Source organism: Streptomyces sp. NPDC059906, assembly GCF_042730645.1.
GTDB lineage: Bacteria > Actinomycetota > Actinomycetes > Streptomycetales > Streptomycetaceae > Streptomyces > Streptomyces rubrogriseus.
Map to the genome: position 1 here is coordinate 1 of NZ_JBHWKU010000005.1, position 19,958 is coordinate 19,958.

The following is a 19,958-nucleotide window of genomic DNA, read 5'->3' on the forward strand; positions in this document are numbered from 1 at the left end:
TGTGTGTCTTCGGGGGCGGGCGGGCGCCGGCCGCGGCAGCGCCCGTGCGGCGCGCGCGGCCGGCGCCGGAGCCGGGCCGGGTCAGGCGCCGGGGCGGCCGGACGGGGTGAGGGGGCCGGCCGGCTTGCCGCCCGACTGCAGGAAGCGCTGCAGGGCGAAGTTGTCGACGATGCCCCAGCGTTCGGCGATCCGGTCGCCCTCGAAGCGGAACCAGATGATCGCCTGGTGCTGGACCTGGAGACCGGTCGGCTGGATCCCGATGAAGGGGCCCGTGTGCCGGCCGTGCATCACCCAGCGGATGGCGGCCTTGTCGCCCATGGCGATGAAGTCGAGGATCTCGTACTTGATGTCGCTGAAGGCGGACTGCTGGATCCGGATGGTGTGCTTGAACGCCTCCGGTCCGCGCATGGAGTCGTCGTGGCTGCCGTGGTTGCGGAAGTCCGCGGTGAGGTAGCGGTCGGCGGCCGAGAGGTCGCCGAGGTCGAGGCCCTCGTGGAAGACCTTCTCGATGAGTTCCTTCTGCTGGTCCGGCGTGAGCGTGGTGGGCATGGCGGGTTCTCCTTCGCTGGGATCGGGCTACTGGGCGGGGGTGCCGCGGCCGCCGCGGGTGTCGAGCGTCCGCGCGTCGACCCGGGTGACACCGGCGGGTACGGCTCCGGTGGTCCACACGATGCGCAGCCGCAGCCGGTCGAAGCGCCAGCCGTCCGGCGTGCGCCGGGCCGTACCGGCGAAACGGCCGCCGAGCTGGAAGTACTCGGAGGCGTCCGGCGGCAGCGGCGAGCCGTGGTGCACATGGGAGGCGATCAGGCTCCAGCCCACTTCGGCGCGGTCGCCGTCGACCTCGACCGTGCTCTCGGAGCCGTGGTGGTGCGTACGGCCCCAGCGCGCCATGATCCGCGCGGTGAAGCCGTCGACACCCGCGCTGCCGCGGTGGCTGCCGACCGGGAACGTCATCTCCACGTCGTCCGTGAACAGCGCGCCGGCCCACGCCGCGTCGAAGGTGCCCGCGTCGAGGCTGGCCAGATAACGGTCGGCGAGGTCCTTGAGTGCCGTGACGTCGGACAGCCGGGCCACCTCGGCGGCCAGGTCGGCGGGGACCGCGGCCTGCACCGGGGCGGTCATGACACCCTGCGCGCTTCGGTCCGGGCGCCCGTCGCGTAGATCACGGCGTCGTCGGGGCCGTGCACGACGGCCTTGCCCTCGCCGGTGAGCGTGTCCCCGGTGAGGCGCGCCGTAATGTCGATCTGTATGTACGCGGCGTGGTGGCCGTTCGGGCTGATCTGGGTGACGTCGACGTTGAAGTCCTCGCGCAGGGAGAACTCCAGGGTCTCGTCGCCGACGGCGGTCCACGCGCCGTAGCCGGTGCTCTTCTGCGTCGTGACCGAGAGCGAACCGTCCGCGGCGAAGGCGACCGTGTACTCGTCCACCTCGTCGTCGTGCGTGACCGTACCCGTCCATCGTCCGACGGGGGTCCAGGTAGAAACAGGCATCGACCACACTTCCTCGAATGGGGGCGGCAGAAAAAAGGAGATCCGCGGCGGGTCGGTGCTGCCGACTCGCCGCGGATCTCCTGGAACGTGCGGAACGCGGGGCTGCGAAGAGCCTGCCGCGGGGCGCGCCGCCCGTGGAGAGTGCCGCCGAAGAAGTGGCGGCGTCCGGGCATGGGGGCGCCGCAGAAAGTGTGACAGTCGTCGCCCGCGTAGTCAACTGCCGTTATGCATAAGGGAGTTGACGAAAACGGCCTGCCCCCGCGGCCGGTGGGCCGCGGGGGCAGCTGTGGACCCGATCCCCGCACGGATCGGTCCTTGAGGAAACGGTCGGTCAGCAGGAGGGCCGTTGCGGGCCCGCGTCATGCGCGGGGGTCGCGACGGGTCAGGGCCAGCAGTTCCTCCAGGTCGTACTCCGCGCGCTGGGGGCCGCCGTGCCGGGTGATCTTTCCGCGGCTGGCCCATTTGCGGATGGTGGCCTGGGAGACGCCCATCGCCAGAGCGGCCAGTTCCGTGGGCACCGTACGGCGTCGGGCCGTCCCGCCGGTGCGCTCCGCGAAGCCGCTCACGCGGCCCGCTCCTTGTCCGTACGGCCGGCCAGCAGCAGCCACTGGCGGGGCGGCACCGGGTGGCCGGCGTCGCAGGAGACATGGCTGGGAACGCGGTCGCGGTCCGCCGGCCGGACGCCGAAGAGGGCGCCCTCGCACTCCGGCCGCGGACACGGCCCGAGCGGGAACCTGCTCACCGGCCCGGGACCGAACAACTCGTCCAGATCCGTGAGCAGTTCGGTGATCTCCTCGGTGAACTCGACACCGGCGGGGTGGTCGGCGAACCACGGCAGTTGCTGCCCCAGGAACCGCACCAGCCGGCCGATCCCCCGCTCCGTCGTGCCGAAGGCGGCGTCGCCGCGCTCGTCCAGGACGAGCCGGGCCCACAGGCTCAGGGTCTCGGCCACCCGGCTCCGCAGGGACACGACCCGCTCGTCCAGCACGATGCCGACGCTGCCCCGACTGCCGCTCACCCGCTGCCGCAGCGCCGTCGCGGGGGTGGCGGCCAGGGTTTCGTCGCTCTCCTTGTACAGGGCGAGCAGCGTCCGCAGTTCACGGCCGGTCCGGTCCAGGCAGCGGGTGCAGATCCGGCCGCACCGCCGGGCGCAGTCCCTGCTCGTGTGCTCCTCGGTGGCTCTCTCACGCTCATCCATCGAAATCCCCCGATCCGTGGCAGTTTCGCAAGACGGCATTCAGTCTCACCGGGCTCCCGGGGCTACTTCTACCGACGGCGATGCAGGGTTCCATCAAGCATTCGAGGTTGGGTCAGCCCCATGTCAACGCCGTGCCAAGTGCCCAGATCGGGGCGCCCCGGCGAGCGGCCGATCCAGGAAAACATACAGGCAAGTCTACTCGGTTCTGCGGTGATTGGTCGTTTCGGAAGGGAAGGTTCAGGCCATTTGACGTATGTATGTGGGGGATCTGTGAATGAACGAAGATCATAAGAGGGTGTCGCATGCGGATGTGGGTCCGGTAAAACAGACCTCCTTGTATGCTTCCTTGGGTTGAGAGGTCGGCAAGGACGAAGAAGGCAGGTGGGGTCCGATGCAGACGCGGTCCGAGCGGACTCGTGAGGCTCTGATCAGGGCCACGGCGGAGCTGATCGCGGACGGCCGGCCGGCCGACGCGGGCCTGGTCAACATCTGCCGCCGGGCCGGCGTGAGCCGCGGCGCGCTCTACCACCACTTCTCCTCGACCGCCGCCCTCGCGGCCGCCGTCCACGAACAGGCGCGCGGCCGGCTGGAGGAGATCGTCGACGTGGCGTTCTCCGGTGCGGCCGTGGACGCGCCGGAGCGCTTCTGTCTGGCGCTCACCGAGGCGCTGGGCAGCGACAAGATCGTCCGGGCGGGCATGGAACTGGCCCCGGACGGCTCAGCGGGGCCGCCGAGGCTGCGCGACCACCTGATGTCGCTGCTCCGCGACCGGGTGGCCGCCGCGCACGAGGCGGCCGGCGGGCGGCACGGCGTGCCGCCCGGGGACCTGGCCGATCTGGCCGTGGTCGTGGCGGCCGGCATCGAGACACTGGGCCGGTCGGACCCCGCGTGGTGGGACGGCGACACCTCCCGGCGCCTGTGGGGACTGATACGCCCGTCGTTCAGCCAGGCGGACGGCGGCCACCGCCGCCTGCCGTGACAACGTTCGCCCGTAGTGACAACGTTCGCCCGTCGTCCGTGAACGGGGTCAGGACGCGGGGGCCGCGGTGCGGAGCCGGCCGATCAGGCCGGGGGTGGCGAGTCCGGGCAGGAAGAAGCGCCAGAAGGAGGCGACCCGGTCGCCCAGGTCCTGTCGGCCGGTGTACGCCTGGGACATGACCTGCAGGCCGGTGAAGCAGCCGACGATCGTGGACGCCGCCTCGTCCACATCGATGCCCGGCAGGAGCTCGTCCCGTTCCTTCGCTTCCCGCAGCAGCTTCTCGATCGCCTCCAGGGACTGCTCGTAGGCAGTCTGCGGAGGGCGGTGGAAGGAGGTCTGCTCAGTGGTCAGACGCACGCTGGCGCGCAGTACCGGGTCCTGCTGGAGACGGCGGGCGAACTCCAGGGTCAGGTCGATCACCGACTGCAGCCGCACCGGCCCCTCCGGTACGTCCAGGGCCTCGCCGTGGGCCTGGATCAGGGCCACCGCGATGGCCTCCTTGGACGGGAAGTGGTGGTAGAGGGACCCACGGGTGAGCCCGGTGCGGGCCAGTATGTCGTTGGTGCTGGCGGCGTCGTAGCCGCGTTCGTCGAAAACGTGGGCGGCGGCCTCGAGAATCGACCGTCGCGACTGCCTGCCGCGTTCCTGTTGAGCCATGCCTCATCCTTACCGTGCCGCTGTTAGCCCAACAGACTAGTCTGTATTGTTGCCGCGGTCACGGATGGCCGAGCCGGAAACCCACCCCGCGCACGGTGATGATCCAGGCGCTGGAGCCGAGTTTGCCGCGCAGGGTGCCGACGTGGGTGTCCACGGTCCGGCCCCGCGGTGACCAGGCGTCGTCCCACACGTGGGCCATGATCTGACGCCGGGTGAGCACCGTGCCGGCCTGCAGGGCCAGTAGGTGGAGCAGGTCGAACTCCTTGCGGGTCAGGTCCAGGGGCTCCCCGTGGAGGGTGGCCGCCCGGGCGGCCACGTCGATGCGCAGCCCGGCGTGGGTGATGACCCGGCCGGTGTCCGCGGTGACCGTCCGGCCGTGCGAGCGGCGCATCACCGCCTCCATGCGGGCCAGCAGCTCGCGGAAGCCGTACGGCTTGACCAGGTAGTCGTCCGAGCCCGCCTGGAGGCCGAGCACGCAGTCGAGTTCCGAGCGCCGGGCGGTCACCGTGATGATCGGTGTGTCGCTGATCGCCCGGATGGCCCGGCACACCTCGAGGCCGTCCAGGTCGGGCAGGTCGAGGTCGAGCAGGATCAGGTCGGCGTCGCGGTGGCCGCGCAGCGCCTGGGCGCCGGTGTCCACGCCCCGCGCGGCGTACCCCTGCCGGGTCAGCCCCCGCAGGAGCGTTTCGGCGGACCGTTCGTCGTTCTCGACGACCAGTACGTTCCGGGCCGCCCGGCGGACCGGGGCGGCGGGTCGGAGAGGGTGCTGCGGCGACGGTCCGACGAGCTCCGCGTACTGCCGGTTCATCTGTCCCCCTGGAGGCACCTGAAAACACACCACGTCATCACGGGCTGAGGTTCACGGGGGAGACAATACCAAACAGACTTGTCTGATTGTCAAAGGCCGTCTCATGTCTCTGGGTGACCCTTCGATTACGGGGGTCCGTGCCTGGTGAGCTGTGTGTTTCCCGCGCACGGGTGGAGGAGGTGTCGCCTTCGCGTGCGTGTGAGCAGTGGAAATACTTGGCCAAGAGCGGGTCAATCCGCTCGGAACCGTGCGCGTCGGCATGTTTCATCGACCGGCCCGGTCGGGGGCCGCGGGAGAGTCGCGCGTACAGCACCTGACGCACGTGTGGCCGAGGAATCCTTCCTGCCTCTTGAAAAACTGGACCGACCTGTCTGTATCTTTAGCCGCAGCTAGTCGGCCACGGGGGTGAGCAGCCGACTTACGGCCGTGCCGCCCCCTGTCTGCACCTGATGGGAGCCCCGCACATGCCGAACCTCGCCCCGACGGCACCCGGCGTCACGGCACAGCCCCGGAAGCTGACCTCCACGGTTCCACGTGAGTACGTGCACCGCGCAGCCGTCTCCGAAGTCCTGCTCACCGGCTGGGAGCACGACGGTTCCGCCGCCGGCGACCGCAGCGGTTTCGTGGTCGGGGCCCAGTGGCCCCGCTGCCACTCCCTGTTCGCCTCCGACCGCGGCTACCAGGATCCGATGCTGCTGGTCGAGTCCGTGCGGCAGATCGGTTCCCTGCTCGCGCACGCCGAGTTCGACGTGCCGTTCGGCTATCAGTTCCTCATGTCCGACCTCAGCGTGAGCGCCGACCCGGAGCTCTTCAGGGCCGGCGCGGTCCCCACCGACGTCGAGATGCACACCCTGTGCCGGGATGTCGTGCGCCGCGGCCGCAGCCTGCGCGAGATGCGCTACGACGTCACCGTCCGGCGGGGCGAGGAGGTGCGGGCGACCGCCTCGGCCGCCTTCCGGTGCATGAGCCCGGACGTGTACAGACGGCTGCGGGGAGAGCGCCCCACGGACTGCCACCGCACACCCCCGCCGGCGCTCGACCCCGCGGCCGTGCGCCACGGCAACCCCTGGCACGTCCTGCTGGGCGAACCCTCACCGGCGATGCCGGGCCGCTGGGAACTGCGGGTCGACACGGCCCACCCGACCTACTTCGACCACCCGACCGACCACATACCCGGCATGGTCCTGCTGGAGGCCGCCCGGCAGGCCGCCCACGCCATCACCGGACTCCCCTGCGCCCTGCTCTCGGGCGTGCGGGCCGACTTCGCGCGCTACGCCGAGTTCGACGCTCCGTGCTGGGTCACGGCCACCGTCGAGGGGCACGGCACCCGGGGCGAACTGCCGGTGCGGGTGTGCGGTAGCCAGGAGGACGAGACCGTCTTCACCGCCGACCTCGTCCTGCGTCCCCGCGTCAGCTGACCCGGCCCGACTCCTGGGAGAGTGCTCCGTGCTCACCGTACTGATCACCGGCGCGTCCGGCTTCGTGGGAGGACACGTGGTCCGCGAGGCGGAACGGCGGCGGGCCGGCGTCAGGCTGCTGGCGCACCGTCGTCCCGTCCCCCGCTCCGGGGCGCGGTGCGTGCGGGGCGACCTGACCGACCCCGAGAGCCTGCGCGGCGTCTGCGACGGCGTCGACGTGCTGATCCACTGCGCGGCGCAGATAGGCGGCACGGAGGCGGCCAACGAGGCCGTGAACGCCGGCGGCACGGCGGCACTGGTCGCGGAGGCCCGCCGGGCCGGGGTCCGCCGTGTCGTGCACCTGAGCACCGCCTCGGTCTACGGCCGCGGCACCTACCGGGGCCAGCGGCCCGAGGAGCTCGTCCGCAACCCGAGGTCCTGGACCTCGCGCACCCGCGCCGCCGCCGAGGACGCCGTGCTCGCGGCCGGCGGGGTCGTCCTGCGGCCCCACCTGGTGTACGGGGAGGGCGACGCCTGGGTCGGGCCCGGCATGGCCCGGGTGCTGCGCGAACTGCCGGGCACGGTGGCGGGCTGGTCCGCGCGGATGTCGATGATCGCCGTACCGGATCTGGCCCGGGCCCTGGTGGGTGTCGCGTTCGCGCCCGACTCGGCGCTGTCCGCGTCCGTCTACCACGCGGCGCACCCGGACCCGGTCGGCGTCGGCGGCGCCCTGCGCGCCGTCGCCGCCTGCGCCCGGATCCCCTGGCCGCGGCGTGACCTCACGGTACGGCGGGCACGGGACCTGCTGGCCGGCGACGACGTCCTGCCAGGCGTGGTCGACCTGCTGACCACCGATCACCTCTTCGAGTCCGACACCCTCTGGTCGGACCTCCGGGAGGCGCCGGGCGACCCCTTCGGTACCGGGTTCCGGCGTGCCGAGCCCTGGTACCGGTCCACGCTGTCGTCCGCCGGGCGCCGGTGAACGGCGAGGCCCCCCGCCGGTCGCGCGCCCGGCGGGGGGCCTCGGAATCGGGGAGCGGGCACTCGCCCGTGCTCCGCACCGTCAGGACTCGCGCCGCCACAGCGCCGGCACGTTCGGCGGTTCCCAGCCCGCCATGGAGGTGTGCGCCTGGAGGCAGCGGTAGGAGCTGCCCCCGTACGTCACCCGGTCACCGGAGGTGTAGGCGTGGCCGCTCGCCCAGGTGCCGCCCGGCGGGTCGGTGGGCGGGTCGGTGGGCGGATCCGTGGGGCCGGTGTCGCCGTCGACGTTCAGGACGAAGTCGAAGGTGCCCTCCTTGCCGCCGCCGGCGCCGCGGACGTTCATCAGCAGGGCCGGGTCGAAGATCATGTCCGTGCTGTTGCGGGGCTCGCCGGGGAAGTAGAGCTGCGTGGTGAGCACGGGCTCGCCGGGGGCCTGCACCTTGACGTGGATGTGCCGGGTGCGGCCGGGATAGAGGCCGGGCACGATCGTCTGCAGGGCGAAGGCGCCGGTGGCGTCGGTGAACTGGTGGCCGCGGAAGGTGTACCCGGCCATGTCGTAGTCGCCTGCGTTGTCGGCCTGCCAGAAGTCGAGGAGCACACCGGACAGCGGCACGCAGTTCCGGCCGAAGACGTAGCCGCTGACGGTCAGCGGGGTGCCCGGGGTGCCGGGGGTGACCAGGTTGGTCCGCAGCGGGGAGTTCGGCTTGAAGTACGGGCCCTCCATCTGGTCGGGCGTCAGGTCGTCGCCGTCGTCGCAGTACGGGGTCGGCGTCAGCCTCTGCCCGCCGTCGGAGCGGGCGGCGTCCCGGGCCAGCGCGATGCCGCCGGTGGCGAGCAGCGGGACGGCGGCACCGGCGGCGACGGCCGCCCTGAGCAGCGTCTTGCGGCTGATCCCGCGGTCGGCGCCGGAGCCCGGGCCGGGTTTGGGCCCGGGCTCGTCAGGGGTGGTGGGGGTGTCGGAGGTCATGGCGGTTCCTCGGTCTCCTCGGTGAGTGGTCCCTGGGGAAGCTGGACGGGACGTGCGACATCCGGGACGTCGGGGACAGGGAGCGCGCCCGCCGGCGCGGGGCAGGCTGCTGTTGCTACGACGGGCGCGCTCCGTGGTGATCGCTGGCCACCGTAGGCGCGCCGCGGGGGTCGGGGGCACCTCCTGTTTCACCCCCTGCCCGGCGTTATGAGGGCGGCGGGCCCGGCCCGTGTACGGGCGGTGCGGCCGGCGGTACGGTCGTGGCGCGCCGGAGCCCGGGGCGGCCGGGTGGCCGGTCGGGCGCGACGTGGTACGACGCGGTACGGCACGGTACGGCGCTGTATGGCACACGCGTGACGCACAGGTGCGGACGAGCACGACGAGCACGACGAGCACGGAGAGGGCGGCCGGGATGACCGGGGCGACGGTGGGGACGGGCACGGAGGCGGCGACCGGGGAGGCGGCGTCCCGGGCGGTGTCGGCGGCGCGTGCGGACGGCGACGGGGACAGGGACAGGGACGGGGGCGGGGACAGGGACGCGGAATCGACGGCCGGTGCGGCGCGGGGCGGTCGGGTGCCGTACGTCCCGGGGTTCGCGCGGTGGCCCGTGGCCGGTTCGCCGAAGGCCGAGGGCAAGGCGCTGCGCACCCGCGTCCCCCGGTCCGCGCACGCCGCGCTCGACCTGGACGCCGCCCGGCCGGACGCGGTGAGCGCGGTCGAGGAGTCCAGCCGCGGCCGGATACCGGGGCTCGCCCCGATCCGCGCCGGGCGGATGGCGGCCACGCCGTTCGCGTTCCTGCGCGGGTCGGCGGGCCTGATGGCGTACGACCTGGCGCGTACGCCCGTGACCGGGATCGGCGCCCAGATCTGCGGTGACGCGCACGCCGCCAACTTCGGTCTCTACGGGGACGCCCGCGGCGGCCTGGTCATCGACCTGAACGACTTCGACGAGACGGTCCACGGCCCCTGGGAGTGGGACCTCAAGCGGCTCGCCGCCTCCCTCGTGCTCGCGGGCCGGGAGGCGGGCGCCGACGAGGACACCTGCCGCGAGGCCGCCCACGACGCGGCGGGCGCCTACCGGCGCACCATGCGGCTGCTGGCGAGGCTCCCCGCGCTGGACGCCTGGAACGCCATCGCCGACGAGGAACTGGTCTCCCACACCGACGCCACCGACCTGCTCGGCACCCTTGAGCGGGTGGCCGAGAAGGCGCGGGCCAACACGAGCGGGCGCTTCGCCGCGAAGTCCACCGAGTCCACCGGGGACGGCGGGCGGCGCTTCGTGGACGCCGCGCCGGTGCTGCGCCGGGTGACGGACGCCGAGGCGGCGGCGGTCGCGGGCGCCCTGGAGGCGTACCTAACCACCGTCTCCGAGGACCGGCTGCCGCTGCTGGCCCGGTACGCCGTGCACGACGTCGCCTTCCGGGTCGTCGGCACCGGCAGCGTGGGCACCCGGTCGTACGTCGTGCTGCTCCTCGACCACCGGGGTGAACCGCTCGTGCTCCAGGTCAAGGAGGCCCGGCCCTCCGCGCTGCTGCCGCACCTCGCCGCCGCCGGGTTCGAGGCGCCCGGGGCCGCGCACGAGGGCCGCCGGGTCGTCATGGGGCAGAAGCGGATGCAGGTCGTCAGCGACATCCTGCTGGGCTGGACCTCGGTCGACGGCCGGCCCTTCCAGGTACGGCAGTTCCGCAACCGCAAGGGCAGCGTCGACCCCGCGGCCCTGGCCGCCGACCAGCTGGACGACTACGGCCGGATGACCGGCGCCCTGCTGGCCCGGGCCCACGCGCACAGCGCCGACCCGCGGACGATCGCGGGCTACTGCGGCAAGAACGGCGAGCTGGACGAGGCGGTGGCCGCCTTCGCCGTCGCCTACGCCGACCGCACCGAGGCGGACCACGCGGAGCTGGTGGGCGCGGTGCGTACGGGGCGGATCGCGGCGGAGCTGGGGGTGTGAGCGGAGCCGGGGGTGTGAGCGGAGCCGGGCTGTGAGGGGGGCGGGGGCCGCGCGGGCGGCCCCCCGGGTCCGCAGGCCCTAGGCTGGTCGGGTGACGACGCCCGAAGCTGAGCCCGAGCAGGGGGGTGCGCCGCGTCCCGAGGAACGGCTGGAACAGGCCGTACGGGCCGCCGAGCAGGCACTCATCGAGTACGAGATCGCCCTGGAGACCTTCCGCGTGGAGGTCGAGAACTTCTCGCGGCTGCACGAGCAGCGGCTCGGCCCGGTGTACGCCCGGCTGGAGGAGCTGGAGGCGCAGATCCTGGAGGCGAGGGCGGCCCGCACGGGCGACGCCGACGACCGGCACCGGGCGGACGAGGCGCGGGCCCGGCTGATGCCGATCCCCGGGGTCGAGGAGCTGCTGAACGGCTGGATGGACGGGGACGGGCTGTTCCCGGAGGCCACCGCGATGCTCACGGACCAGGCGGTACGGCCCCCGCAGCGGGTCCGGCCGAGCGAGGAGGCCCGCAAGCTCTACCGCGAGCTGGCCCGCAAGGCCCACCCCGACCTGGCCCAGGAGGAGGCCGAGCGGGTCCGGCGCGAGGAGTTCATCACCCGTGTCAACGCCGCCTACGCCCGCGGTGACGTGGCGGAGCTGCGCGAGCTGTCCGAGGAGTGGGCCGCCGGGCCGGTGCCCGAGCGGCGCCCGAGCCGCGGCGAGGAGCTGTACGTCCGCCTCGAATGGCTCGACCGGCGCAAGGAGCTGCTCACGCTGCTCGCCAAGGAGCTGGAGGAGAGCGCGATCGGCGCCATGCTCAGGCTGGCCCCGGACGACCCCGACCGGCTCCTCGACGAGATCGCCGAGCAGCTGGCGACCCAGGTGCGCGAGCGGGAGGCCGAGCTGGCGGCCGCGCTCGCACAGGACTGAGCCGGGCGGCCGGCTCGGGTAGCGTCTGGGGCATGAGTTTCGGAGCGGGTGTGCCCACGGTCGGCATCGAGGACCTCGAGGACGGCGACTTCCTGCTGGACGTCCGGGAGGACGACGAGTGGCAGGCGGGCCATGCCGCCGGGGCGCTGCACATTCCCCTGAGCGAGTTCGTGGCCCGCTACGGTGAGCTGGCCGAGGCCGCGCCGCAGGACGCCCGGGTGCACGTGCTCTGCCGGGTCGGGGGCCGCTCGGCGCAGGTCACCATGTACCTGGTCCAGCAGGGCGTCGACGCGGTGAACGTCGACGGGGGCATGCAGGAGTGGGCCGCGGCCGGGCGTCCCGTGGTGGACGACAAGGGCGGTCCGGGGCACGTTCTCTAGGCTGTCCCCCGCCGGATGTGGCGACGGCCACGATGCGGTCGGCCCATCGGGGGCTGTGCGGGTGGCCGGTCCTGAGTACCGTTCGCGTGCGAACGTCGCCGAGCAGCCGCGAGGGTGGCGCGTGGGCGCCCCCGGCGGGGCGGGCGGATGGACGGATCGGGACCGAACGGGGCGGAATGGACGCGTACGACAAGGGCTCGGACGCCCGGCATGGCCAGGGCCAGGGGCAGAGGCTGGGGCTGGGCGGGCCGGGTGGCACAGCGGGTCCGGAGGAGGCCGCCGGGCCGACCGGGACCGCCGGGCCCCCGGAACCCTCCGGGCCCTCGGAACTCTCCGGGCCCCCGGAATCTGTCGGGCCCCCGGAATCTGTCGGGCCCCCGGAATCTGTCGGGCCCCCGGAATCTGTCGGGCCTCCCGAATCTGTCGGGCCTCCCGAATCGGCCGGGCCCACCGAGCCCGCTGAGCCCACCGAGCCCGCTGAGCCCACCGAGCCCGCTGAGCCCGGCGAACCCGCCGAGCCGGGCCCGCCCGCCGAGCGTGCCGCAGCTGTCGAACAGGCCGCTGCCGCCGAGGCAGCCGCGGCCACCACCGGCGAGGATGCCGGAGCCGCCGGTGCCCCGCGCCCTGCCGTGACCGCCGCGCCTGCCGTGACCGCCGCGCCTGCCGTGACCACCGCGCCTGCCGTGACCACCGCGACCGCCGCGCCCGCCGGGCTCAGTACCGGGGTCGCCGCGCTCTCCCCGCGCTACCAGGTCGGTGCCGTGGTCGCGCTCGCGGTGGTCGCGGTCGCCGTCTGTGCCCACATAGGCCTGGTGTTCCTGCACGTGGCCCCGTCCAACACCCTGACCAAGCAGCACGGTTCCGTGGTGGACGAGTGGGTCTTCCCCGAGTTCGAGCAGAACTGGAAGCTCTTCGCTCCCAACCCCCTCCAGCAGAACGTGGCCGTCCAGCTCCGCGCGGAGGTCAGCACCGCGGACGGCGAGATACGGACGACCCGCTGGTACGACCTGTCGGCCGAGGACGGCCGGGCCATCGACGGAAATCCGCTGCCCAGCCACACGCAGCAGAACGAACTGCGCCGGGCCTGGGACTTCTTCGTCGCCAGCCACGACTCCGAGGACCGCCCGGTGGGACTGCGGGGCACCCTCTCCGAGACGTATCTGCGGCGCATCGCGCTGCTGCGGCTGGACCGTGACGGCGCCGCCGGACCCGGGGACGTCGTCGAGCGCGTCCAGTACCGTTCCCGCACGACCAACGTGGAGCCGCCCCCGTGGAGCGGTGAGAAGGTCTCCGACCGTCCGACCGTCCGCGAGCTGCCCTGGTGGTCCGTGTCCGCGGAGAACCGGGACGGCAGGGCCGGGAAGCCCGGGCGGGCTGCCCAGTCCGGGCAGGCCGGGCAGGAAGGGGGCGCCGCGTGAACGCCGCCGTCCTCTCCGTCTCCCGCGGCATCGCCCGCGTCACGGGTGCCGCGCTCGGCCCGTACCAGACGGCCGTGATCCGCATCGGTTTCAGCGCCACCTGGCTGCTCTTCCTGCTGCGCGAACTGCCCCACCGGAACGAGCTGTACGGCCCCGACGGGCCCTGGAGCCACGACCTCGCCGAGCAGTTGATCTCGGACAACGGCGCCTTCACGGCGTTGATGTGGTCGGACGGGCGGGCCTGGTTCGAGATCGTCTACGCGGTGGCCGTGCTGAGCAGCCTGCTGCTCCTGCTGGGCTGGCGCACCCGGACCATGTCCGTGCTGTTCATGGTCGGCGTGCTCTCGCTGCAGAACCGCAGCGTCTTCATGGGGGACGGCGGCGACAACGTCGTACACCTGATGAGCATCTACCTGGTCCTCACCCGGTGCGGCCGGGTGTGGTCGCTGGACGCCCGCCGTGCCCGGCGCGCGGCGGCGGCACGCGCGCGTGGCGAGCGGGTCGAGGACCGGGTCGGGCCGGCGCTGTGGTGCGCCCTGGGGTTCCTGCTGCTCACGGTGACGCTGGCGGGCGGTCTCGGCGGCGACTGGTTCGTCCCGGCGCTGCTGTGGGCGGTGTGGGTCGCGCTGGGCCTGTGGTGGGTCGTGGGGCGGGGCGGGGAGGGCAGTCAGCCGCGGATCCTGCTGGACGTGGTCACCAACATCGTGCACAACGGCGCACTGGTCGTGATCATGGCCGAGGCCTGTCTGATCTACGCCACGGCCGGCTGGTACAAGATCCAGGGTTCCCGCTGGCAGGACGGCACGGCCGTCTACTACCCGCTGCACCTGGACTACTTCTCGCCGTGGCCCGCGCTCTCCGACGCGCTGGCCGCCAACGGCACGATGGTCATGCTCATCACGTACGGCACGGTCGCGGTCCAGGTCGCCTTCCCGTTCACGCTGTTCAACCGGCGGGTCAAGAACGTGCTGCTCGCCGCGATGATGATCGAGCACGCGGTGATCGCCGTGACGCTCGGGCTGCCGTTCTTCTCGCTGGCGATGATCGCCGCCGACGCGGTCTTCCTGCCCACCTCGTTCCTGCGCCGGCTGGGCGGCTGGGCGGCACGCGCGCGTGGCAGGCTGTTCGGCCGCGGGCCCTCGGGGGTCCTGGCCAAGGCGTCGCAGGGGTACGGGGGCGGGTCCCGAGGCGGGCGTACGGCGACCGTGCCCGGGCCCCGGGCAAGGGAGGCCGCGGAGGCCGAGCGGGCGGCGGCCGGAGCGGGCGCGGTGGACGGGAAGGACCCCGACCCCACGCACGTAGGCTTCCGGGCATGACCGACCCCGGACCAGACCCCGGACCAGACCCTGGCCCCGACCCCGGCCCGCCGGCCGTCTGGCACCGGAACGCCGGCCGGTGCGTGCTGCTGGACGGCTTCCACGCCCTCAAGCACGCGCTGCGCTTCGGCGCCGAGGTGCCGGTGGCGGTCACGAGCGACCGCGCGGGCGCCCTGGCCCTCGCCGACGAGCTGGCGCCGGACGTGCGCGAGGTGCTGGCGGGGCTGCTGACCGAGGTGTCGCGGGAGGCGTACGCGTCGCTCGTCGCGCGGCCGCACCCCACGGCGGTGGCCGCCCTGGCCGCACGGCCCTCGCGGGCGGCCGGGCTGGAGGCGCTGGCGCGCACACCCCGCCGCGCCCCCGTCGTGGTCCTCGACCAGCCGCGCAACCTCGGCAACGCGGGGGCGGTGATCCGGCTGGCCGCCGGTTTCGGCGCGACCGGCGTGGTCACCACAGGCACGCTCGACCCCTGGCACCCCACGGTGGTGCGCGGCGGGGCGGGGCTGCACTTCGCGACCGCGGTGGAGCGGCTGGAGGTCGCCGGGCTGCCGCCGGGGCCGCTGTTCGCGCTGGACCCGGAGGGCGAGGACATCCGGGGACAGGAGCTGCCGGACGACGCGCTGCTCGCGTTCGGCTCCGAGCGCAGCGGGCTCACGCCCGAGCTGCGCGCGCGGGCCGACCGTCTGGTGGCGCTGCCGATGCGCCCCCAGGTCTCCAGCTACAACCTCGCGACCAGTGTGGCCATGACGCTGTACCACTGGAGCGCGGGCGGGGGCGCACCGCGGGTGCCCTGAAGCTCCCCTGTCTCAGGCCGGGCGGCGGACCTCCACCACACGGAAGCGGTTGGCCACGAACGCGCCGTCGCACAGGGCCGCGTTGGCCGCCGGGTTGCCGCCGGAGCCGTGGAAGTCGGAGAAGGCGGCCGTCTGGTTGACGTACACCCCGCCGGTCAGGTTCAGCGAGAGCTGGGCCGCCTCGTCCAGGCAGGCCTCCTGCACGGCCTCCTCGACCTCCGGGTCACTCGTGTACGCGCCCACCGTCATCGCGCCCTTCTCCCGGACGCTGCGGCGCAGCAGCCGCACGGCGTGGTCGGCGGAGTCGACGGCGACCGCGAAGGAGACGGGGCCGAAGCACTCGCTGGTGTAGGCGGCCTCGTCCTCGGGCTTGGCGCCGTCCAGCTTGACGATCACCGGGGTGCGCACGACCGCGCCCGGGAACTCCGGGTGGGTCACCTCGCGGGAGGCCAGGGCCACCTCGCCGAGACCCGCGGCGGCCTCCAGGCGGGCCTTGACGTCCGGGTTGACGATCGCGCCGAGCAGGGCGTTCGCGCGGGCGTCGTCGCCGAGGAGGCCGTCGACGGCGCGGGCCAGGTCGGCGGTGACCTCGTCGTAGGACTTGGCGCCCTGGTCGGTGCGGATGCCGTCGCGGGGGATCAGCAGGTTCTGCGGGGTGGTGCACATCTGGCCGCTGTAGAGGGAGAGCGAGAAGGCCAGGTTGGCGAGCATGCCCTGGTAGTCGTCGGTCGACTCCACGATCACCGTGTTGACGCCGGCCTTCTCCGTGTACACCTGGGCCTGGCGGGCGTTGGCCTCCAGCCAGTCGCCGAAGGCGGTGGAGCCGGTGTAGTCGATGACGCGGATCTCCGGGCGGGTGGCCAGGGTCTTGGCGATGCCCTCGCCGGGGCGCTCGGCGGCCAGCGCGACCAGGTTCGGGTCGAAGCCGGCCTCGGTGAGGACGTCCCGGGCGACCTGGACGGTGAGTGCGAGCGGCAGCACCGCGCGGGGGTGGGGCTTGACCAGGACCGCGTTGCCGGTGGCGAGGGAGGCGAACAGGCCCGGGTAGCCGTTCCACGTCGGGAAGGTGTTGCAGCCGATGACCAGGCCGATGCCGCGCGGGACGGGCGTGAAGCGCTTGGTGAGCGCGAGCGGGTCGCGCTTGCCCTGCGGCTTGGTCCACTCCGCCGTCTCGGGGGTGCGGGACTGCTCCACGTACGCGTAGGCCACGGCCTCCATGCCGCGGTCCTGGGCGTGCGGGCCGCCCGCCTGGAAGGCCATCATGAAGGCCTGTCCCGAGGTGTGCATGACGGCCTGGGCGAACTCCATGGTCCGGGCGGCGATCCGCCCGAGGATCTCCAGGCAGACCATCGCGCGCAGCTCCGCGCCCGCGTCCCGCCACGCCTTCTGTCCCGCCCGCATGGCGGGCAGCAGCACGTCGAGGTCCGCGTGCGGATACTCCACGCCCAGCTCGACGCCGTAGGGGGAGACCTCGCCGCCCACCCAGCCGTCGGTGCCGGGCTGGCCCAGGTCGAGGCGGGTGCCGTGCAGGGCGTCGAAGGCGGCCTTGCCCGCGGCCGTGTCCAGGCTGCCGTTCTCCCCGTAGGCCTTGGGGTGCTCGGGGTGGGGGGACCAGTACGCGCGCGTGCGGATCGTCTCCAGCGCCAGGTCCAGGGTCGGCCGGTGCCGGGCGATCAGCTGGTGTGCGGTGAGTTCGGCGGCCATGCGGGACCAACTCCTCGTCTCACGAGCTCTCCGTCGAGTCGTGACCTGGGGGGAAACCTGGGCAGAAACAGGCGGACACGGCTAGAGTAACCGAACGATCGGTCGGGACAAGGGGGACCGCCGCATCTGTGGAAAACCCCGTGCGGGAGGATCGCGCACATGACAGCACTCGACCTCAGCAGCCCCGTGGCCGTCGTCGGCACCGGCACCATGGGCCAGGGCATCGCCCAGGTGGCACTGGTCGCGGGCCATCCCGTGCGGCTGTACGACTCCGTCGACGGGCGCGCCCGGGAGGCGGCCGACGCGATCGGCGCCCGGCTCGACCGGCTCGTCGAGAAGGACCGCCTCACCGGCGCCGGACGGGACGCCGCCCGCGCCCGGCTCGTGCCCGCCGGGACCCTCGGCGAACTGGCCGACTGCGCCCTCGTCGTCGAGGCCGTCGTGGAGCGTCTTGACGTCAAGCAGGAGCTGTTCCGCGCGCTGGAGGACGTCGTCGGCGACGACTGCCTGCTCGCCACCAACACCTCCTCCCTGTCCGTCACCGCGGTCGGCGGCGCGTTGCGCGTCCCCGGCCGCTTCGTGGGCCTGCACTTCTTCAACCCCGCGCCGCTGCTCCCGCTGGTGGAGGTGGTCTCCGGGTTCGCCACCGACCCCGCGTCGGCCACGCGCGCGTACGAGACGGCCCGCGCCTGGGGCAAAACCCCGGTCGCCTGCGCCGACACCCCCGGCTTCGTCGTCAACCGCGTCGCCCGGCCCTTCTACGCCGAGGCCTTCGCGGCGTACGAGGCGCGGGCGGCCGACCCGGCCACCGTCGACGCCGTGCTGCGCGAGTCGGGCGGCTTCAGGATGGGCGCCTTCGAGCTGACCGACCTCATCGGGCAGGACGTCAACGAGTCCGTCACGCACTCCGTGTGGCAGTCGTTCTTCCAGGACGTGCGCTTCACCCCGTCCCTGGCCCAGCGCCGCCTGGTCGAGTCCGGCCGGCTCGGCCGCAAGAGCGGACGGGGCTGGTACGACTACGGGGACGGCGCCGAACGTCCCGAACCGCACTCCGCCGCACCGGCCGGGGCACCCGCGTACGTCGTCGTCGAGGGGGACCTGGGACCGGCCGCCGAGCTGGTCGCGCTGATCCGCGAGGCGGGCGTCGAGGTGCGTCCGGAGGACGGGTACGGCGCGGGACGGCTCGTCCTGCCCGGCGGCGGCACGCTGTGCCTCACCGACGGTGAGCTGCCCGTGTCGAAGGACCTCGTCCACTTCGACCTCGCCCTCGACTACCGCGCGGCCACCCGGATCGCCCTGTCCGCGTCCCGGGGTGTCCGCCCGGGCCTCCTCGCCGAGGCCACCGGCCTCTTCCAGGCGCTCGGCAAGAAGGTCAGCGTCATCGGCGACGTCCCCGGCATGATCGTGGCCCGGACCGTGGCCCGGATCATCGACTTGGCGTTCGACGCCGTGGCCACGGGCGTGGCCACCCCGGAGGACGTCGACACGGCGATGCGGCTGGGTGTGAACTATCCCCTCGGCCCCTTCGCATGGAGCCGTCGGCTCGGTGCCACCTGGGCCCGCGACCTGCTGTCCCACGTCCACGAGTGGGAACCGTCCGGGCGCTGCGCGCCGTCCCTCGCGCTCCACCGCCACGCCGACGCCGCCGAGGCCCGGGAGGACACCGACTCATGACCACCGCCAAGCGCGACACGTACACGCCCGAGACGCTGCTGTCGGTCGCCGTGCAGGTCTTCATCGAGCGCGGCTACGACGGCACCTCCATGGAGCACCTGTCCAAGGCGGCGGGGATCTCCAAGTCGTCGATATACCACCACGTCACGGGCAAGGAGGAGCTGCTGCGCCGGGCCGTGAGCCGGGCCCTGGACGAGCTCTTCGGGATCCTCGACGAGGAGCACGCGCGCGTGGGGACGGCCGCCGAGCGCCTCGAATACGTCGTGCGGCGCATGGTCGAGGTGCTCATGGCCGAGCTGCCCTATGTGACGCTGCTGCTGAGGGTGCGCGGCAACACCGGCACCGAGCGGTGGGCGCTGGAGCGCCGCCGCGAGTTCGACCACCGGGTCGCCGGCCTGCTGAAGGACGCGGCCGCCGAGGGGGACGTGCGCGCGGACGTGGAGGTGCGGCTCGCGACCCGCCTCGTCTTCGGCATGATCAACTCGATCGTCGAGTGGTACCGCCCCGACGGTCCCGACGGCCGGAGTGGCGTGAGCGACGCGAGTGGCGCCGGCGAGCGCGAGGTGGTCGACGCGGTGGCGCGGCTGGTGTTCGGCGGACTGCGCAAGGCGTCCTGAGCAGCCCGGGAGGGACGGGCCGCTCAGCCCTGCGGTTCGAGGTCCTCCGTCTCGAACACCAGCAGCGTGCGGGTGCTGAGCACCTCGGGGATGGCCTGGAGGCGGCTGAGCACCAGTTCCCGCAGGGCCCGGTTGTCCGGGGTGTGCACCAGCAGCAGGACGTCGAAGTCGCCGCCCACCAGGGCGATGTGCGAGGCCCCGGGCAGCTGCCGCAGCTGGGCGCGGACCGTCCGCCAGGAGTTCTGGACGATCTTCAGGGTGATGTACGCCGAGGTGCCGTGCCCGGCGCGCTCGTGGTCGACGCGGGCGCCGAAGCCGCGGATCACGCCGTCCTCGACCAGTCGGTTGATGCGGGCGTAGGCGTTCGCGCGCGAGACGTGCACCCGCTCCGCGACCGACCGTATCGAAGCCCGGCCGTCCGCCTGGAGCATGCGCAGGATGTCCTGGTCGATGGCGTCCAGCGGGCGCGGGGGAGGCGGGGCGCCGGGCTCGTCCGGGCCGCCGCTCTCTCCGGTGCGATCGGCCCGGTCGGCCATTTGTTCAGATGCCACGCGCCCCCGCCTTCCCCTCATGGACGTACTGCGTCCATCACAGGCTGTGGAGAACCGTTTGTCCACAGCCTGGGGCTGCATGTAGCCAAAATGTGCCGACGACCGAACAATCGGTAGGTGAGGCCCGTCACACCCGTGGCGAGCCCGGAGCCGTCTCCCACGAGGAGGT

21 protein-coding genes are annotated in these 19,958 nt (G+C 73.2%); 11 read left to right on the forward strand and 10 right to left on the reverse strand.

The genetic code is table 11. The annotated features are described in order from the left end of the window. Positions 1-81 precede the first annotated feature (81 nt). The 5 genes from ACFV9J_RS09705 to ACFV9J_RS09725 form a co-directional block, all read right to left on the reverse strand. On the reverse strand, positions 82-549 hold the full coding sequence (locus tag ACFV9J_RS09705; protein ID WP_385352242.1) for an ester cyclase: 468 nt from the start codon (positions 547-549) through the stop codon (positions 82-84). Positions 550-576: 27 nt separating this feature from the next. Continuing rightward, positions 577-1,122, reverse strand: a complete 546-nt coding sequence (locus ACFV9J_RS09710; protein ID WP_385352244.1) for a nuclear transport factor 2 family protein — start codon at positions 1,120-1,122, stop codon at positions 577-579. After that, entirely contained in the window at positions 1,119-1,490 is a 372-nt protein-coding gene (locus ACFV9J_RS09715; protein ID WP_243860133.1) for a dehydrogenase, read from the reverse strand. Before ACFV9J_RS09715 ends, ACFV9J_RS09710 begins: the two co-directional genes overlap by 4 nt. A gap of 359 nt (positions 1,491-1,849) precedes the next feature. Next, entirely contained in the window at positions 1,850-2,056 is a 207-nt protein-coding gene (locus ACFV9J_RS09720; RefSeq protein WP_385352247.1) for a hypothetical protein, read from the reverse strand. Further along, complete coding sequence (locus tag ACFV9J_RS09725; RefSeq protein WP_385352249.1) at positions 2,053-2,688, reverse strand: OvmZ protein; 636 nt, start codon at positions 2,686-2,688, stop codon at positions 2,053-2,055. The genes ACFV9J_RS09720 and ACFV9J_RS09725 overlap by 4 nt, the downstream gene beginning before the upstream one ends. A 391-nt stretch (positions 2,689-3,079) precedes the next feature. On the opposite strand from ACFV9J_RS09725, the gene ACFV9J_RS09730 reads away from it, so the two are divergent. Next, complete coding sequence (locus tag ACFV9J_RS09730) at positions 3,080-3,667, forward strand: TetR family transcriptional regulator (RefSeq protein WP_385352251.1); 588 nt, start codon at positions 3,080-3,082, stop codon at positions 3,665-3,667. Between the two features lie 48 nt (positions 3,668-3,715). On the opposite strand, the gene ACFV9J_RS09735 is transcribed toward ACFV9J_RS09730, so the two are convergent. Together ACFV9J_RS09735 and ACFV9J_RS09740 are read right to left on the reverse strand one after the other, a co-directional pair. After that, entirely contained in the window at positions 3,716-4,324 is a 609-nt protein-coding gene (locus tag ACFV9J_RS09735; RefSeq protein ID WP_385352253.1) for a ScbR family autoregulator-binding transcription factor, read from the reverse strand. 58 nt (positions 4,325-4,382) lie between these two features. Beyond that, positions 4,383-5,132 carry a response regulator transcription factor gene (locus ACFV9J_RS09740; protein ID WP_385352254.1) on the reverse strand — a complete coding sequence of 250 codons (750 nt, stop codon included), beginning with the start codon at positions 5,130-5,132 and terminating at the stop codon, positions 4,383-4,385. A 464-nt stretch (positions 5,133-5,596) separates the two neighbouring features. Between ACFV9J_RS09740 and ACFV9J_RS09745 the strand changes: the two genes are divergently transcribed. Together ACFV9J_RS09745 and ACFV9J_RS09750 are read left to right on the forward strand one after the other, a co-directional pair. Then, entirely contained in the window at positions 5,597-6,550 is a 954-nt protein-coding gene (locus tag ACFV9J_RS09745; RefSeq protein WP_385352255.1) for a ScbA/BarX family gamma-butyrolactone biosynthesis protein, read from the forward strand. A gap of 28 nt (positions 6,551-6,578) precedes the next feature. Further along, the gene (locus ACFV9J_RS09750) at positions 6,579-7,511 is read left to right on the forward strand and encodes an NAD-dependent epimerase/dehydratase family protein (RefSeq protein ID WP_385352257.1); all 933 of its coding nucleotides are present in this window, start codon (positions 6,579-6,581) and stop codon (positions 7,509-7,511) included. Positions 7,512-7,592: 81 nt separating this feature from the next. Here the strand turns inward: ACFV9J_RS09750 and ACFV9J_RS09755 are convergent, their stop codons facing one another. Then, positions 7,593-8,477, reverse strand: a complete 885-nt coding sequence (locus ACFV9J_RS09755) for a carbohydrate-binding protein (RefSeq protein ID WP_385352259.1) — start codon at positions 8,475-8,477, stop codon at positions 7,593-7,595. Between the two features lie 412 nt (positions 8,478-8,889). On the opposite strand from ACFV9J_RS09755, the gene ACFV9J_RS09760 reads away from it, so the two are divergent. From ACFV9J_RS09760 to ACFV9J_RS09785, 6 genes are all read left to right on the forward strand, one after another. Continuing rightward, the gene (locus tag ACFV9J_RS09760) at positions 8,890-10,428 is read left to right on the forward strand and encodes a DUF2252 domain-containing protein (protein ID WP_385352261.1); all 1,539 of its coding nucleotides are present in this window, start codon (positions 8,890-8,892) and stop codon (positions 10,426-10,428) included. Between the two features lie 91 nt (positions 10,429-10,519). Beyond that, complete coding sequence (locus tag ACFV9J_RS09765) at positions 10,520-11,335, forward strand: hypothetical protein (RefSeq protein ID WP_385352263.1); 816 nt, start codon at positions 10,520-10,522, stop codon at positions 11,333-11,335. A 50-nt stretch (positions 11,336-11,385) separates the two neighbouring features. After that, positions 11,386-11,715, forward strand: a complete 330-nt coding sequence (locus tag ACFV9J_RS09770) for a rhodanese-like domain-containing protein (protein WP_385352896.1) — start codon at positions 11,386-11,388, stop codon at positions 11,713-11,715. A 683-nt stretch (positions 11,716-12,398) separates the two neighbouring features. Then, the gene (locus tag ACFV9J_RS09775) at positions 12,399-13,133 is read left to right on the forward strand and encodes a DUF5819 family protein (protein ID WP_385352265.1); all 735 of its coding nucleotides are present in this window, start codon (positions 12,399-12,401) and stop codon (positions 13,131-13,133) included. After that, positions 13,130-14,449: an HTTM domain-containing protein gene (locus ACFV9J_RS09780; protein WP_385352267.1), complete on the forward strand. Its 1,320-nt coding sequence runs from the start codon at positions 13,130-13,132 to the stop codon at positions 14,447-14,449. Before ACFV9J_RS09775 ends, ACFV9J_RS09780 begins: the two co-directional genes overlap by 4 nt. Then, complete coding sequence (locus ACFV9J_RS09785; RefSeq protein WP_385352269.1) at positions 14,446-15,243, forward strand: TrmH family RNA methyltransferase; 798 nt, start codon at positions 14,446-14,448, stop codon at positions 15,241-15,243. The genes ACFV9J_RS09780 and ACFV9J_RS09785 overlap by 4 nt, the downstream gene beginning before the upstream one ends. Positions 15,244-15,255: 12 nt before the next feature. On the opposite strand, the gene paaN is transcribed toward ACFV9J_RS09785, so the two are convergent. Next, a complete protein-coding gene (paaN, locus tag ACFV9J_RS09790; RefSeq protein ID WP_385352271.1) occupies positions 15,256-16,947 on the reverse strand; it encodes a phenylacetic acid degradation protein PaaN in 1,692 nt (563 codons plus the stop codon). 159 nt (positions 16,948-17,106) lie between these two features. On the opposite strand from paaN, the gene ACFV9J_RS09795 reads away from it, so the two are divergent. Together ACFV9J_RS09795 and ACFV9J_RS09800 are read left to right on the forward strand one after the other, a co-directional pair. Continuing rightward, positions 17,107-18,621 carry a 3-hydroxyacyl-CoA dehydrogenase gene (locus ACFV9J_RS09795; protein WP_385352273.1) on the forward strand — a complete coding sequence of 505 codons (1,515 nt, stop codon included), beginning with the start codon at positions 17,107-17,109 and terminating at the stop codon, positions 18,619-18,621. Then, a complete protein-coding gene (locus ACFV9J_RS09800) occupies positions 18,618-19,238 on the forward strand; it encodes a TetR/AcrR family transcriptional regulator (RefSeq protein WP_385352275.1) in 621 nt (206 codons plus the stop codon). The genes ACFV9J_RS09795 and ACFV9J_RS09800 overlap by 4 nt, the downstream gene beginning before the upstream one ends. 23 nt (positions 19,239-19,261) lie before the next feature. Here ACFV9J_RS09800 and ACFV9J_RS09805 read toward each other — a convergent pair whose 3' ends face one another. Then, positions 19,262-19,774 carry an Lrp/AsnC family transcriptional regulator gene (locus ACFV9J_RS09805; protein WP_385352898.1) on the reverse strand — a complete coding sequence of 171 codons (513 nt, stop codon included), beginning with the start codon at positions 19,772-19,774 and terminating at the stop codon, positions 19,262-19,264. Between the last annotated feature and the right edge of the window lie 184 nt (positions 19,775-19,958).

Bases quoted from the DNA above. Each gene is read 5' to 3' on its own strand.
- ACFV9J_RS09705 (WP_385352242.1), bottom strand. From the start codon at position 549: ATGCCCACCACGCTCACGCCGGACCAGCAGAAGGAACTCATCGAGAAG.
- ACFV9J_RS09710 (WP_385352244.1), bottom strand. From the start codon at position 1,122: ATGACCGCCCCGGTGCAGGCCGCGGTCCCCGCCGACCTGGCCGCCGAG.
- ACFV9J_RS09715 (WP_243860133.1), bottom strand. From the start codon at position 1,490: ATGCCTGTTTCTACCTGGACCCCCGTCGGACGATGGACGGGTACGGTC.
- ACFV9J_RS09725 (WP_385352249.1), bottom strand. From the start codon at position 2,688: ATGGATGAGCGTGAGAGAGCCACCGAGGAGCACACGAGCAGGGACTGC.
- ACFV9J_RS09730 (WP_385352251.1), top strand. From the start codon at position 3,080: ATGCAGACGCGGTCCGAGCGGACTCGTGAGGCTCTGATCAGGGCCACG.
- ACFV9J_RS09735 (WP_385352253.1), bottom strand. From the start codon at position 4,324: ATGGCTCAACAGGAACGCGGCAGGCAGTCGCGACGGTCGATTCTCGAG.
- ACFV9J_RS09740 (WP_385352254.1), bottom strand. From the start codon at position 5,132: ATGAACCGGCAGTACGCGGAGCTCGTCGGACCGTCGCCGCAGCACCCT.
- ACFV9J_RS09745 (WP_385352255.1), top strand. From the start codon at position 5,597: ATGCCGAACCTCGCCCCGACGGCACCCGGCGTCACGGCACAGCCCCGG.
- ACFV9J_RS09755 (WP_385352259.1), bottom strand. From the start codon at position 8,477: ATGACCTCCGACACCCCCACCACCCCTGACGAGCCCGGGCCCAAACCC.
- ACFV9J_RS09760 (WP_385352261.1), top strand. From the start codon at position 8,890: ATGACCGGGGCGACGGTGGGGACGGGCACGGAGGCGGCGACCGGGGAG.
- ACFV9J_RS09785 (WP_385352269.1), top strand. From the start codon at position 14,446: ATGACCGACCCCGGACCAGACCCCGGACCAGACCCTGGCCCCGACCCC.
- paaN (WP_385352271.1), bottom strand. From the start codon at position 16,947: ATGGCCGCCGAACTCACCGCACACCAGCTGATCGCCCGGCACCGGCCG.
- ACFV9J_RS09795 (WP_385352273.1), top strand. From the start codon at position 17,107: ATGACAGCACTCGACCTCAGCAGCCCCGTGGCCGTCGTCGGCACCGGC.
- ACFV9J_RS09800 (WP_385352275.1), top strand. From the start codon at position 18,618: ATGACCACCGCCAAGCGCGACACGTACACGCCCGAGACGCTGCTGTCG.
- ACFV9J_RS09805 (WP_385352898.1), bottom strand. From the start codon at position 19,774: ATGGCCGACCGGGCCGATCGCACCGGAGAGAGCGGCGGCCCGGACGAG.